At 53.6% G+C, this 13,685-nt stretch carries 14 protein-coding genes and 2 pseudogenes; 8 read left to right on the top strand and 8 right to left on the bottom strand.

Going from position 1 to position 13,685, the window contains the following annotated elements:
- The first annotated feature begins 28 nt into the window (after positions 1-28).
- Both ACHZB8_RS20550 and lysA read left to right on the top strand, forming a co-directional pair.
- The gene (locus ACHZB8_RS20550) at positions 29-277 is read left to right on the top strand and encodes a lipoprotein (RefSeq protein ID WP_316863055.1); all 249 of its coding nucleotides are present in this window, start codon (positions 29-31) and stop codon (positions 275-277) included.
- A gap of 92 nt (positions 278-369) precedes the next feature.
- Positions 370-1,640: pseudogene (gene lysA, locus ACHZB8_RS20555) on the top strand (diaminopimelate decarboxylase).
- A gap of 65 nt (positions 1,641-1,705) precedes the next feature.
- Here the strand turns inward: lysA and ACHZB8_RS20560 are convergent.
- The 4 genes and pseudogenes from ACHZB8_RS20560 to ACHZB8_RS20575 all read right to left on the bottom strand — a co-directional run.
- Entirely contained in the window at positions 1,706-2,116 is a 411-nt protein-coding gene (locus tag ACHZB8_RS20560) for a response regulator (protein WP_316863056.1), read from the bottom strand.
- A 241-nt stretch (positions 2,117-2,357) separates the two neighbouring features.
- Positions 2,358-2,882: a hypoxanthine phosphoribosyltransferase gene (gene hpt / locus ACHZB8_RS20565; protein ID WP_316863058.1), complete on the bottom strand. Its 525-nt coding sequence runs from the start codon at positions 2,880-2,882 to the stop codon at positions 2,358-2,360.
- A 57-nt stretch (positions 2,883-2,939) separates the two neighbouring features.
- Entirely contained in the window at positions 2,940-4,112 is a 1,173-nt protein-coding gene (locus ACHZB8_RS20570; RefSeq protein ID WP_316863060.1) for a hypothetical protein, read from the bottom strand.
- 42 nt (positions 4,113-4,154) lie between these two features.
- A pseudogene (locus ACHZB8_RS20575) lies at positions 4,155-4,253 on the bottom strand (zinc-ribbon domain-containing protein); the annotation flags it as partial.
- Positions 4,254-4,466: 213 nt separating this feature from the next.
- Between ACHZB8_RS20575 and ftsE the strand changes: the two are divergent.
- The 5 genes from ftsE (at position 4,467) to ACHZB8_RS20600 (ending at position 8,493) form a co-directional block, all read left to right on the top strand.
- Positions 4,467-5,126, top strand: coding sequence for a cell division ATP-binding protein FtsE (gene ftsE, locus ACHZB8_RS20580; RefSeq protein WP_316863062.1), 660 nt, complete (start codon positions 4,467-4,469; stop codon positions 5,124-5,126).
- A 14-nt stretch (positions 5,127-5,140) separates the two neighbouring features.
- Positions 5,141-6,355 (top strand): ABC transporter permease, encoded by a 1,215-nt coding sequence (locus ACHZB8_RS20585; RefSeq protein WP_316863064.1) that lies wholly within the window; start codon positions 5,141-5,143, stop codon positions 6,353-6,355.
- Positions 6,352-7,074 carry a YdcF family protein gene (locus ACHZB8_RS20590; protein ID WP_316863065.1) on the top strand — a complete coding sequence of 241 codons (723 nt, stop codon included), beginning with the start codon at positions 6,352-6,354 and terminating at the stop codon, positions 7,072-7,074. Before ACHZB8_RS20585 ends, ACHZB8_RS20590 begins: the two co-directional genes overlap by 4 nt.
- Positions 7,075-7,244: 170 nt before the next feature.
- Positions 7,245-7,991 (top strand): lysophospholipid acyltransferase family protein, encoded by a 747-nt coding sequence (locus ACHZB8_RS20595; RefSeq protein ID WP_316863066.1) that lies wholly within the window; start codon positions 7,245-7,247, stop codon positions 7,989-7,991.
- A 133-nt stretch (positions 7,992-8,124) separates the two neighbouring features.
- Positions 8,125-8,493, top strand: a complete 369-nt coding sequence (locus ACHZB8_RS20600; RefSeq protein ID WP_316863067.1) for a hypothetical protein — start codon at positions 8,125-8,127, stop codon at positions 8,491-8,493.
- A gap of 53 nt (positions 8,494-8,546) precedes the next feature.
- On the opposite strand, the gene ACHZB8_RS20605 is transcribed toward ACHZB8_RS20600, so the two are convergent.
- Positions 8,547-9,092 carry a gamma-glutamylcyclotransferase gene (locus ACHZB8_RS20605; RefSeq protein WP_316863068.1) on the bottom strand — a complete coding sequence of 182 codons (546 nt, stop codon included), beginning with the start codon at positions 9,090-9,092 and terminating at the stop codon, positions 8,547-8,549.
- A 141-nt stretch (positions 9,093-9,233) separates the two neighbouring features.
- Here ACHZB8_RS20605 and ACHZB8_RS20610 point away from each other — a divergent pair, with 141 nt between their 5' ends.
- Entirely contained in the window at positions 9,234-10,322 is a 1,089-nt protein-coding gene (locus tag ACHZB8_RS20610; RefSeq protein ID WP_316863069.1) for a DUF2125 domain-containing protein, read from the top strand.
- Between the two features lie 105 nt (positions 10,323-10,427).
- Here ACHZB8_RS20610 and ACHZB8_RS20615 read toward each other — a convergent pair whose 3' ends face one another.
- The 3 genes from ACHZB8_RS20615 to ACHZB8_RS20625 form a co-directional block, all read right to left on the bottom strand.
- The gene (locus ACHZB8_RS20615; protein ID WP_316863070.1) at positions 10,428-11,402 is read right to left on the bottom strand and encodes a prephenate/arogenate dehydrogenase family protein; all 975 of its coding nucleotides are present in this window, start codon (positions 11,400-11,402) and stop codon (positions 10,428-10,430) included.
- On the bottom strand, positions 11,402-12,517 hold the full coding sequence (locus tag ACHZB8_RS20620) for a histidinol-phosphate transaminase (RefSeq protein ID WP_316863071.1): 1,116 nt from the start codon (positions 12,515-12,517) through the stop codon (positions 11,402-11,404). Before ACHZB8_RS20620 ends, ACHZB8_RS20615 begins: the two co-directional genes overlap by 1 nt.
- Positions 12,518-12,665: 148 nt before the next feature.
- On the bottom strand, positions 12,666-13,511 hold the full coding sequence (locus ACHZB8_RS20625) for a chorismate mutase (protein ID WP_316863073.1): 846 nt from the start codon (positions 13,509-13,511) through the stop codon (positions 12,666-12,668).
- Positions 13,512-13,685 lie beyond the last annotated feature (174 nt).

Genomic DNA, 13,685 nt, shown 5'->3' on the forward strand with positions numbered 1-13,685 from the left:
GTCCATGTCAGAGTAAAGGATACAAGCGATGGCCAAATACACTGTCTCAAAGCCTTGCACCAAGACCGTCGCAACACTTCTCATCGCATTGGCCGCAACCGCTGGTCTGTCAGCCTGTGGTGTGCGTGGCCCTTTGAAACCTCCATCGAGTGTCGTCAACAGCCAATCCAAGCAAACGGATCCCGCCGCCAAACAAGAAACGCTTGGCGAACAGCAGCCGGAAACAACCCCGGCCAAGGCTCCGGAAAAGGGGTTCTTCCTGGATCCTCTTCTCTAGGATCGTCGCTTGAAGCAAGACACCACACATTTTACTCTGGCGCTCAAACCCTGTTTTCCTGACACGCCAGATGGCAATTTCACGAGAGTTCCATGCATCATTTTGAATATGTAGACGGCGTCCTGCATGCCGAAGGTGTTCCGGTTCCACTGATCGCCAAAGAGTCGGAACCCCTTGCTACATCTATTCCACGGCCACACTGGAGCGCCATTACAAGATTTTCTCCGAAGCCTTCAGTGATGTGAAGTCGATGCTCTGCTACGCCATGAAGGCCAATTCGAACCTGGCGGTTCTGAAGACCCTCGCACGCCTGGGCGCTGGAGCGGATGTTGTCTCGGAGGGCGAGTTGCGCCGTGCGCTTGCTGCGGGCATACCGGCCTCGAAAATCCTGTTTTCCGGAGTCGGCAAGACGCGCTCAGAACTGATCTTTGCCCTTGAGAATGACATTCTGTGTTTCAATGTCGAATCCGAGCCCGAACTTGACCATCTCAGCCGTATCGCTGTTGAGTTGGGCAAGGAAGCCCGCATTTCCCTGCGCATCAACCCCGATGTTGACGCCCAGACCCACGCCAAGATCGCGACAGGCAAATCGGAAAACAAATTCGGTATCCCGTGGAAACATGCGCGCGCGGTCTATAAGCGAGCCAGCACGCTACCCGGTATCAAGGTGACAGGCATCGATATGCATATCGGTAGCCAGATCACCCGCCTGGAACCCTTTGACTCCGCCTTCAAGCGTCTTGGTGATCTCGTCAAACAATTGCGTGAAGATGGTATCGAGATTGATCATGTCGATCTCGGCGGTGGCCTAGGCATTCCTTACCAGAACAACCAGACCCCGCCCCCCTTGCCCCGCGATTATGCAGAGACCGTCAAGAAACATGTCCGGGATCTTGACTGCGAGGTCTATTTCGAGCCCGGTCGGCTGATTGCAGGCAATGCCGGGATTCTTCTGACCGAAGTCATCTATCGCAAGGAAGGCGAGGGCAAGACCTTTGTGATTGTCGACGGCGCGATGAATGATCTCATCAGACCCACTCTTTACGAAGCCTGGCACGATGTCATACCCGTCAGGGAGCCTGGATTTGATACCCCCGTCAGCATAGTGGACATTGTCGGGCCGGTTTGCGAAACAGGTGATTTTCTGGCGCAGAACCGCCCACTGGCAATGCTTGAGCCTGGCGATCTCGTCGCCGTAATGTCCGCCGGAGCCTATGGCGCGGTCCAGTCCAGCACCTACAACAGCCGCCTGCTGGTGCCGGAAGTGCTGGTGAACGGTGACAAATGGCATGTCATTCGCAATCGTCCCACTTATGAGGAGCTGATCGGGCTCGACAAGATCCCCGACTGGCTCAGCGACTGATCAGCAACAAAACAAAGGGATGGTAAAAACCATCCCTTTTTGATTCCATGAAAAGAAGAAACCGCCTAGCCAACCATGGCCCGGACAATGGAAACCGGCTCTTCAGCCGCCCTGCCCGACAAGGCCCCTTTGACCGCCGAACGGATTTCGGCAAGCGAAAACGGCTTTGACACAACGTCGTGAACAATAACGCTCAAGCTATCACAACGTTCCCGCTGTTCCGCAAACCCCGTCATCATGAGGATTGTCATGTCAGGCCAGCTCTTGGCCGCCGACTTGGCCAACGCGATACCATCCATTTCAGGCATTTGGATATCTGTTAGAAGCAGATCGAATGAATCATCGCTTTCTGACAGGACTTCCAGGGCATCCGTGCCGTCTTCGGCTGTCGCTACGGAGTGGCCATCCATCATCAACGCCCGCTGCACAAACATGCGCACCCCGTCATCATCTTCGGTCAGAAGAATTCGGGCCATTGCTTAACTCCCACATACGCTTTTACTACATCAAGGCCGAACCAGATGGCCTTGTACTCTTGCCCCTATTTGACAAGCAAAAGGTTTACCAAAAGCGAAAGCGAGAACAAAAAGAGAAGAAACGGCACTCTTTTCACAAGAGGGTTTGAACGCAACCACGAGCGCATGGTCCTGAAGCGTCCGTCAGGCCAACATGAATAGTGACAAAATATTGAAATATAATGATATTCGCTATTGCGACTTACGGAAGATATCCCACAAACGGAACTTCACGATAGGAATGAGCCTTGTCCATTCCATAGCCAACGACAAATTTGTCAGGGCATTCGAAGCCAACATAGTCGGCATTGATTTCCGCCACCCGTTTACCCGGCTTATCAAGCAAAACAGCAACATCGGCGCGATTGGCACCCCGTTCCAGCAGCAGGTTCCTGGCAAAGGCAAGCGTGCGGCCCGACTCCAGAATATCATCGATCAGAAGCACATCACGGCCTTTGACAATGACCTCGATATCCCGAACCACTTTGACGGTCCCAGATGATTTGGTGCCCGTCCCATAGCTCGAAAGAGACATGAATTCGACTTCTAGCGGAACTCCGGCACGGTAAAGCGCGCGCAGCAAATCAGCCGCAAAAATAAAACTGCCTTTCAAAACCGCAACGACCAGCAGTTTTTTATAACCAGCAGTCGCAATCGAGGTCGCCAATTCTTCATTCCGTTTGGAAAGAGTCGCCTCGTCATAGAGGACTTCAATCGTCTCTGTCATCGTGTAATCAAATTCCTCTTGGCGCTACATCCAAACGGCAAAGCCGACAAGGCTTGCTCATTCGTTAAACACGCGAAGCGATAGATATTTAGCTTTTGCAGGAGCGGCAATAGACGTTTCGATCTGTTTGCGCTCCCCTGGTCCCAGCCCGACATTGTCAGGACCGATGACCCATGAATAAAGCTCCTCGCGGTCATTGCCAAGAACGGAAAACTCAATAGAAGGAAGAATCACAGGTTCTGTGCCCGGATTGACCAATTCCGTATCGATAGACAGAACAGGCGAGCCATCCCTCTGCTGGATCCGGGCGTCAACAAGATCGATATTCACACCGACAACATTTACATTCATTCCAAACATCGAGAAAAAAGATGCAAGATCAGGGAAATGACGAACCCAGAATGTTGGTGCAAGAAACAGACCCGCCAGAATGACGAGGGTGGACCCGAGGGCTGCTCCACCCCTCATCCATTCGCGTTTGTCCGAAGCCTCCCTTTGCCGAGGACCTGACGCCTTGCGTCCCTTTCGCTTCCCGCGCAACCGTCTACGGCGGTTGGCTCTGGATTCGATGTCCGTTCCACGTGCAGCGACCTTCTGCGCTTCAAATGCTGCGGCATCAATCAAGTCGACGACAGGCGGTTGAAAGTCAGCGCCGCCATCTCCCTTGATCACGAACGGGCTCTCTGTTTCCCTACCCGTTTGCGGCTCAGCCTCGCTGCCAGACACCTTGTCTGCCTCTTCGGTCTTGGCCGGAGCAGTATCAAACATCGCATCGACATCATCCTGACTTTGTTCCTTGCCACCAGCTGAAGGGCTATCGAACAAGGCATCGATGTCATCCTGATTCTGCTCTTCTCCGCCTCCCGAAGGGCTGTCAAACAGGGCATCTATATCGTCCTGACTTTGATCCTCCCCCCCCGAGGGGCTATCAAACAGGGCATCGATATCATCCTGACTCTGTTCTTCTCCCCCCCCTGAAGGGCTGTCAAACAGGGCATCGATATCATCCTGGCTCTGTTCTTCTCCGCCTCCTGAAGGGCTGTCAAACAAGGCATCGATATCATCCTGACTCTGTTCTTCTCCGCCTGACGGGCTGTCGAACAAGGCATCGATATCATCCTGACTCTGCTCTTCTCCACCTGAGGGGCTATCGAACAGGGCATCGATGTCATCCTGACTCTGTTCTTCCTCAAGTGAAGGGGCGACCTCCTCAGGAGGTTGGCTTGGCATTGAAGGCTCCGCAGGCTCTGGCGCCTGCTCTGCGTGCCAGGTCTTCCCGCAGCTCGAGCAGCGAACAGAGCGACCACTTTCACCGATATAATCATCGGGAACCTGATAGCTTGTCGCACAGTTGGGGCAGGTTATCTTCATCAGCGCATCAATTTTCTCGAACCGGGATCAGTCAACAACGGAGGTGATCCTGAAAATGCCTTTGAAACATGTCGAATCATCCACAACATAGGATATCAGCCAAGAAAACTTTGCCAAGCCCTGCCCACAAATCGAGGCCGGTGGTCACAATTCAGATGAATTCATAATCAAGATAATGCAAGCTGCCATCAGCCGATTGGAGGAAACAGAGCTTTGATTCGATTTGAAAATGTTGGTTTGCGCTATGGAATGGGACAGGAAGTGCTGCGTGATGTATCTTTTCATGTTCCTCCCAAGTCTTTCCAGTTTTTGTCCGGACCATCGGGAGCTGGCAAGACCTCCCTGCTCAAGCTCATGTTTCTGTCACTGAAACCGAACCGGGGCCTCATCAAGGTCTTTGGCAAGGATACCGCTCGCCTCGACCATGATGAACTGTCGGAGCTGCGTCGGCAGATCGGCTTTGTCTTTCAGGAATTTCGTCTTCTCAATCATCTGACAACCTTCGAAAATGTCGCCCTGCCCTTGCGCGTCAAGGGTATCTCGGAACAGAATTACAAAACGGATGTGGCCGAACTGCTCGAATGGGTTGGCCTTGGCCATCGCATGCATGTTTATCCGCCCGTCATGTCAGGGGGAGAAAAGCAGCGGGCCGCCATAGCGAGGGCACTCATTTCCCGCCCCAAACTTTTGCTGGCTGACGAACCCACAGGCAACGTTGACCCGATTCTGGCTCGCCGTCTTTTGCGCCTGTTCATCGAATTGCATAGATCAGGAACCTCGATTGTGGTCGCAACCCACGACACCGGCCTTATGGATCAGGTCGATGCGCGTCGCATTGTCCTCAACGACGGAACCCTCTACATCTATGACTGACGGAGGGAAGGACGATGGCTAGAAAACCCGATGGAGACAAATCCAATGGCAACGAGCAGAACAATCGGATACCGCCGCTTGCCCCAATGCCCTCCAGCACACCACGCGTAGGCCCCAACCTCGGTCCCTTCAACAAGCCATTGAGGCATGACACGATGGATGACCCGGAAACCGGGTCCAAGACCTACAGAGATTCCTTTGCGCCTCCGGGAGCGGACATCGCGCCGTCGAACCCGGACGGAGAGCACCCAGCCAAGAAGAAAACCAAAAGCCGCCGCAAAAAGAAGGGGCGCAGCAAGGCGGCAAATGCCGCCGCGGCCCTCATATTGGAGAAAAAACCCGGCCCGATTGTTCCCAAGGGAACCATAGCAGGGCATGCACTGGTATTGGTCATTGCCATCATGAGCTTTCTGGCAGCTCTCACGGTGGCTGCGGTGAGCATCATCTCGGACGCGACGCGCGACTGGCAGTCTGACATAAGCAAGGGGGCAACGATCCAGATCCGGCAGATCGAAGGAACCGACATAGAACGCGAAATTGCCAAGGCAATCGCCATTGCACGCAAGACCCGTGGCATATCAAGCGCCACGGTTCTGTCCAGCAGCGAAAGCAACGCCCTGCTTGAGCCGTGGCTCGGACTGGACATCACCTTTGACGATCTCCCCGTCCCCCGCTTGATCGAGCTGACCGTCAACAATCCAATGACCGTCGATTTTGACTCGTTGAGCAAAGCCCTTCAGGAAGAGGTTCCCGGAGCTATTCTCGACAATCACCGTTTCTGGGTGGAACGCCTCCGCTCCATGGCGGAAACCGCAATCTTCATTGGCTTCACCATCCTGTTGCTTGTCGTGCTGGCGACCATTCTGACGGTGGTTTTTGCCACACGCTCAGCAATGTCCGGCAACAAGGAGACCATTGAAGTGCTTCACTTCGTCGGAGCCAGCAACAAATTCATTGCCGGTGAGTTCCAGCGCAAATTTTTCGCCCTCGGTCTACAGGGAGCTTTCGCCGGAGGTCTTGCCGCCATGGTAACCTTTGTTACGCTTCAGCTGTTATTGGGAGTGCAGGAAGGCTCTGCGGCAATGGATCAGATGCAGGCACTACTCGGTGTGATTGATCTCGGCTATAAAGCCTATATTGGCACTTTTGCGCTTATCATTCTCATCGCAGTATTTACCGCAATCACAACAAGATTGACGGTTACAAACACGTTGAAGAAACTATCTTGAATTCAGTCCAGAACGACAGTCAACATTTGATGCCGCAGGAAACAGAAGATCAGCAGAAGGACAGGGCCCTTGTCCAGAGCAAGAAAAGTCTTGCCTCCAGAATGCGCAAAGCGCTGATGGGGATGATTGCGCTCGTTCTGTTTGCATTCTTTGTGCTCCTCACAGGGTGGGTCATGTTCACCGGCTACGTCCTGATGGCAAGTGAATCCGAGCCCGAAGCCTCTGACGCGATCGTCGTGGTAACCGGTGGAGCGGGCCGACTTGAGAGAGCCATCGAGCTGCTCCGGGAAAACAAGGGCAAAAAGCTCCTGATCTCCGGGGTCCATTATCAGAATTCGGACCATACCCTCATCGCGCGATTTGACCTCTCCGAGAAGGAAATCAATTGCTGCGTCGATATAGACCGCGAAGCACTCAATACGGTCGCCAATGCAACCCAGACCGCGCTTTGGGCGGACAGGAACAATTTCTCAAGTCTGATCATCGTCACGAGCGCCTATCACATGCCTCGCACGATGCTGGAAATGCGTCGCGCCGCGCCACACATCACGTTTCATGGTGACGTGGTTGCTGTCCCGAACCCGGAATCCTGGCTTGTGCGCCTGACTGACTGGAACAATCTGACCCTGCTCTCCAAGGAATATGGCAAACTGCTCGCCGCCATCGTGCATGGAACGACCGAACGCTTGCTTTCAAAACGAACCCATCAACATCTCTAGCGCCTGTAGTCTCCAAAGCCAGAAGAAGCGACATCCCCTAGCATAGCGCCGAACAGGCATGTTGAAAGCAATATCGCCATTCTCGCGAAAATGCCTGCCGAAACTCTGGACAGGCTTGCTGCTTTCATCGATAAATGAGACTGGCCTTCAATCTCAGTGAGCCCTTTCAGATGCAGCTTTTCCGATCAGTGCTATTTATCATAGCCTTCTATTTCGTCACGACACTCACGCTGATCGTCACCCTCTTTACAATGCCTCTTCCCCGCCGTTTCATTATTGTGATCGCAAAGCATTGGGGAACAATCTGCTCCCATCTTTATACAATCATCATGGGCGGGAGCTTCGAGATCAGGGGCCGTGAGCATCTGCGCTCTCACGAAAATTGCATATTGGCCGCAAAGCATATGAGCGCGTTCGAAACCTTTGCCTTGTTGCCGGTGGTTGACGATCCCCTGTTCATTTTCAAGCGCGAGTTGCTGCATATCCCGTTGTTCGGTTGGGGCCTGGCAAAAGCAGGCATGATACCGGTTGATCGCAATTCAGGGCTTGCTGCCCTCAAATCCATGCAGAAGAAGACAAAGGAGAAGATGACGCAGGACACACGCCAATTGATCATCTTTCCGGAAGGCACGCGGCGCCCTGTGGGAGCCCCCCCGGATTATAAGTCAGGGGTCAGCCTTCTCTATAAGGGCCTCAATGTCCGGTGCTATCCTGTGGCACTAAACACGGGATTATTCTGGCCCAAGGACTCCCCGATTCGCCGTTCAGGCAAGATCATCATCGAAATTCTGCCTCCGATTGAGCCAGGTTTACCCATGGATAAATTTTTTGAACAGTTGAGTAACACGATAGAATCGCAGTCAAATCGGCTTATTTCCGAGGCTCAGCGAGCCGTCGGTTCTCAGGAAGCAAGTTAAAGTTAACGAATTGGAAATCCATATATTGTATTTCTCAGAATTCGAGCTACCTAATGTTGTAGGACTTGCAAAGTTCGCAAAATTGTTCTATATTTGTTCATGCCGGGAAAGTACTTAGTTGTGGGAATTTGAAATGATATCAAGGCCAATCGGGGATTTTTCCATCGACAGTTTGACCAATCGGTTCTGCTATTGGCAGAGCGCGAACGGTACGCGTCATATTTTCACGCAGATTTCAAAAGACGATATTGCAAGCTTTTCCGATTGTGTTCTGCTTCTGGCGACAGAAAAGGAAACAGGGCAGCAGCCCGATCTGGAATGGGTTGGAGAAATTTCCGATCTTTCTCCCATGACACTTCAACATCTTGAACCCGAAGCAGTCGAATTTCTGACAGCGTACGTCCACCTGCTATCCGGAAGCCCTCAGGAGCGTCAGGAAGTGATCGCCGATCTATCCGGTGTAGCGGGAGCCGGACGGGAAGCCTGTAGCCTGAGCGCCTGATAGCCTGAGCGATCCAGCCAATTCATATATCTCGAGCCAGATATGGCCAAGAGTTAGCCCTTCACCTGCCTGAGCCGATTGGCCAGCGAAGTCAGATCGTCATCCCTGATCTGGATCTCCTCCAGATGGTCGACCGTGTTCAGGACATAGTCGATATTGGGCCCTGCCTGCCCGGAACTACCCAGCACAATTTGACATTGCTCCTCAAGCGACAATTTTCCCGCAAATTGCTCGTGTTGTGTGTCGGCAATATATGTGACGGCACTTACCACCGCATCCTCTTGCTCTTCGGGTCGCCTTCTGAGCCGAACAGGGACATAGTCTTCCAGATAGACAGACGTTACCTGTTCACGAGCACGCAGATAGTCGATCACGGCACCCCTTTGACCATGTGGCACGCGAAACACCATACCCTGACAGGATCCACCCTCGCTCAGCCCCATGACCAGCCCCGGATGTTCCACCGTCCCGCGATGAACATAGGAATAAACACACAAAGCACGATGATAGCCATCAAGCGTCCCGATACGTGCCTCGACGAAGTCAAAACCCGGACGCCACATGAGTGAGCCATAACCAAAAACCCAGAGATCAGACATACTGCAACATTCCGAAATATTCATGCCCAATCAAAAAGACCGGCTTTAGAGTGGATAACGCCTTGATTGCGTCATAAGAACAAGCGACAAGGGAACTCAGATAACAATCTCGGTCGGCATTTGCAACAGAGCGAGCGTCCAATGCAAGATGAGTCAGATCATTTCGAGCCACAACTCGACCCGCGAACAAGATTCGACGAAGAAAAGCAGAAAACCCCCCGCAAGAGAAAATACACCCTTCTCGTAACCAGCCTGCTGGTTCTGTTCGCGCTGTGGTCCGCTGCCTGGTATGCCGGTTTTACGGTTGCCAACAAGGCAGCTGATCGCATCGTCTCGCTTCAAATCCGCGACCAGTCTCTTCTGACCTGTGCGGACCGAGAGGTCGGCGGCTATCCGTTCAGTCTATCCGTTGGATGTTCCTCTTATCGCCTCAGCGACCCGAGAACGGGCCTGATTGTCGAGGGAACCAACGCGGAAACGGATTGGCACGTCTACACCCCTCACCTCGCCTATATCAAGACGGCTCCGAACATTCACTTCAAGCACGCCCAACTGGATCAAGGTCTGGACATTTCAGCCAGCGACATCAGCGGCCTTGTCCATCTCGATCCCTTCAAACTCGTCAGGCAGATCTCTTTCCGGGCGCAAGACGCAACCTTGAAGCCAAGTGATGAGAAGCTAAAGCAGTTTACCGGCGACATGACCGCAAAGGAATTGACGATCAGGGTGCAGCCAAAACCGGACCATGAACAGGATCTCAATCTGTCCTTTGCAGCAAGCGAGCTTTCGATGGGCCAGATCCCCGTCGTAACAGGTGAGCTGTCCTTGACTGCGGCCAATGGAGTGGACGCCATCGCCCAGCTCAGCGGCAACCCGGTCCGCATCTGGTTGGAGCAGTCTGGAGAGCTGAAGGATGTCAAAGGCTGGCTCGAAATTGGTCGAAAGACGCTCAAACTTGACGGGGCCCTTTCCATTGATGAAAAAGGCATGGCCAACGGCACCATGATCCTTCGGATACTCAATCCCTCAATGGACGATATGCAACTGACCCAAAGCCAGGCCGCGCCAGCCAAGCGCGACAACTATGATGGCCTGCTTACCGCAATCCAGTTGATGGGAAAACCGGTTCAGGAAGGCAATCTTGTGGGTTCGGAAATAGCAATCAGCATCGTCAAGGGCAAGATCAAGGCCGGCATGCTGCCTCTGGGATCTCTGCCAGCCATCCGCTAAAAAGAAAGCCCGCCGCCCCCATTTCCGGGTTCGCGACAGGCTCAATATCATCTCTTATCGGCCACCATCCTGTTTGATGGCAACGCCGATCAAACCGGTCAGGCGCTAACTGCCGGTATGCTCGTGATCATCACTGGCAAGTTTGGCTGCATGGGTTTCCCCTTCCTTGAGATGACGCCCGAAGTCAGACGCTTCGATCTCCTGTCCGGCATCAATAATGCTGCGACGAATCGAGCGAGTCCGGGAGAAAAGGTCAAACAAGGCATCTCCATCACCCCAGCGAATGGCCCGCTGCAAGGCCGTCAGGTCTTCGGTAAACCGCCCCAGCATTTCAAGCGCAGCTTCCTTGTTGTGCAAGAAGACATCCCGCCACATGGTCGGGTCTGACGCAGCAATGCGGGTAAAGTCCCTGAAACCACCGGCAGAATACTTGATCACTTCCGAATTGGTGACGATCTCCAGATCAGATGCAGTACCAACGATATTGTAGGCGATGAGATGAGGAAGGTGAGAGGTGATGGCAAGCACATTGTCATGATGGTGTGCATCCATCCGCTCGACATTGGAGCCAAGCGCCGTCCAGAATTCTTCAACACGATCAACCGCAGCCGGATCAGTTCCCTTTGGTGGTGTGAGAATGCACCAGCGATTGACGAACAACTCGGCAAAGCCCGCATCAGGCCCGGACTGCTCGGTCCCAGCAATCGGATGTCCGGGAACAAATTCCACATAGTCAGGCAGATGAGGCTGCATCTGCTGAATGACGGAACCTTTCACGGAGCCGACATCGGAGATGATCGCCCCCTTTGCCAGATGAGGAGCGATTGACTTGGCCACGGCTTCGCACACACCGACAGGCGTGCAGACGATGACGAAATCAGAACCTTCGACGCTCTCACCCAGATCACTGTGATAACTGTCACCAAGTCCCAATTCTTCCGCTCGTGCCAACGTCTCTGACGAGCGGGTATGGACGGCAATATGCTCGACAAGACCCTTCTGCCGGGCAGCAAGCGAAATAGACGATCCAAGAAGGCCGATGCCAATCAAGGTCATCCGCTTGAACAAGAAGTCTGTCATCACGCCTCTCCCTTCAGGAATTTGGCGAGATGCCCCACAACCGTCTCGCATGCCTCGGCAGAACCGATTGTCATTCTGAGCGCATTGGGCAATCCATAGGCGCCGACCTGTCGCAAGACACATCCCCTTTTCAGCAGATAGGCATCGGCCTCAGCGGCGCTTTTGCCCGGCTCATCAAGGAAATGAATGAGAATGAAGTTACCAACGCTTGGCGTTACTCTGAGACCCAGCGCTTCAAGCGCTTCGCTCACTTTGGGAAGCCACTCGGTATTATGCGCAACAGCGGCCCTGACAAAATCCTGATCCCGAATAGCGGCAACCCCGGCGGCCTGTGTCGCGCCGGTCACATTGAACGGTTCCTTGAGTCGATAGAGCGCTTCCAGGATCGCTGTTGGCGCATAGCACCAGCCGAGCCGGAGATTGGCCAGGCCGTAAATCTTGGAAAATGTGCGTGTCATCACGACATTCTCGCTGGTCGCAGCAAGCTCGATTCCCGTTTCGTAATCGCTCCGGGTCACATACTCCGCATAGGCTGCATCAAGCACCAGAATGACATTTCCCGGCAACCCCGCATGCAAACGGCGAATTTCCGAAGAAGGAAGATAAGTCCCGGTCGGATTATTCGGATTGGCGATGAAGACCATCTTGGTCCGCTCGGTGACCGCCGCAAGAATAGCATCGACATCGGTGGTCAGATTGCTTTCCCTGGCAACAACAGGCGTCGCCCCTGCGGCCATGATAACAATCGGATAATAGGAGAAACCGTGTTCGGAATAGATCGCCTCATCGCCTCTTTCCATGAAGGCATAGGACAATAGCGACAGGATTTCATCCGATCCGGCCCCACACAGAATGCGATCAGGGTGCAGCCCGTGAACTTCACCGATGGCCTCACGCAACAAGGCACTGCCACCGTCCGGGTAGAGCTCCAGATTCCCCGCCAACTGCCGATAGGCATCCACTGCCTTTGCACTGGCTCCCAGAGGCGTTTCGTTGGAGGACAGCTTATGAATAGGCGCTGCCCCATCGATTTCCGCTTTGCCGGGAATATAGAGGGGAATATTCATCAACCCTTCGCGAGGCTGAGGTCTCAAGGCTTGTCCGTCACTGGACATCTGACCACTCCTGGAGTTTCTTGTTCTTGTACCACCCGGCGAGTATTACAGCCAAGCTCCCGAACCATTCAAGCAAAAAGCTGTCTGTACAGGCAAAAAACGGGGCTCGCCTGTCGCATCAGGCATCAATCCGCCGAACGAAGCATCTCTATTCGGCCGCGGACAAAGAAACCGGAGACCAGAAACCGCCGACAGTGCCGCGTATGATCATCGGATTGTCAGCGAGCCGCGTCAGCTTTTCGACTGCAACATCGGCAACCGAGAAAGGAACGGCGGCAAGGCATTCGCAATGTCCCTCCTGCATGACGCAGGAAACCAGTTGGCCACCAATCGCTTCAACGGAAGACTGAACGCCTTCGGAGGACGGCGCAGACAAGGCAACGAGACGCATATCCGGCACGCTCGTATCCATCAATGGCATGGATAGCACAAAGGCATCCAGCGCCGCCGGACGATCCACCTGATTGATCACCGGAAGCCGGGCGATGACCTGAACGCCCTGCATGGACAGCGGAATCCACCAGGCACTTTCCGCCTGCCTGTGATTATCGACGACACCCAGCACAGATCCATTTCCCTCATGAACCTGTTCAATGACGTCGACAGCGCTTTCTCCCTCGGCGAAACCGACCGTAAAGCCGAAATAGAAGCGGGCGACATCGCGCAATTCGGATCCAGGTGCCACAACGACACTGAAAGGGGCTTGCATGTGCGTGAAAGTGGCAATGATCTCGCGCCAGATATGTTCAACCGTAGTGATCGGCAAGATCCCTCTGTGGCGGCTGACCAGGCGGCGCATCATGTTCATCTCGCGTCCAGGCCTGAACGCGGCACCGGGTTTGTCGGTGCGCTTGACAGCAATCAGGGCTTCGATGATCTCACTGCGCTCGATCAGATTGTTATGGATGGATTGATCGATCCGGTCGATCTTCTGGCGCAATTCATCAAGGGTTGGTGCGTTGCTTTCATCCACACCTTCAGGGGACTTGCTCATTCTGGTCTCGTCTTGCTTTACGGTCTTTCGACAGAAACCGGCGGCATGCCTGCTCAACCTGGTTGAAATCTGGAAAAACCGCCGATCATTAATCGAATAATATCCAAAGATTTGGATAATATTCATAAAGGCAGAAATCTTAAACGCAAAGAAAAGATTTGACTTGTACCCCCA

Source organism: uncultured Cohaesibacter sp., assembly GCF_963556055.3.
Lineage (GTDB): Bacteria > Pseudomonadota > Alphaproteobacteria > Rhizobiales > Cohaesibacteraceae > Cohaesibacter.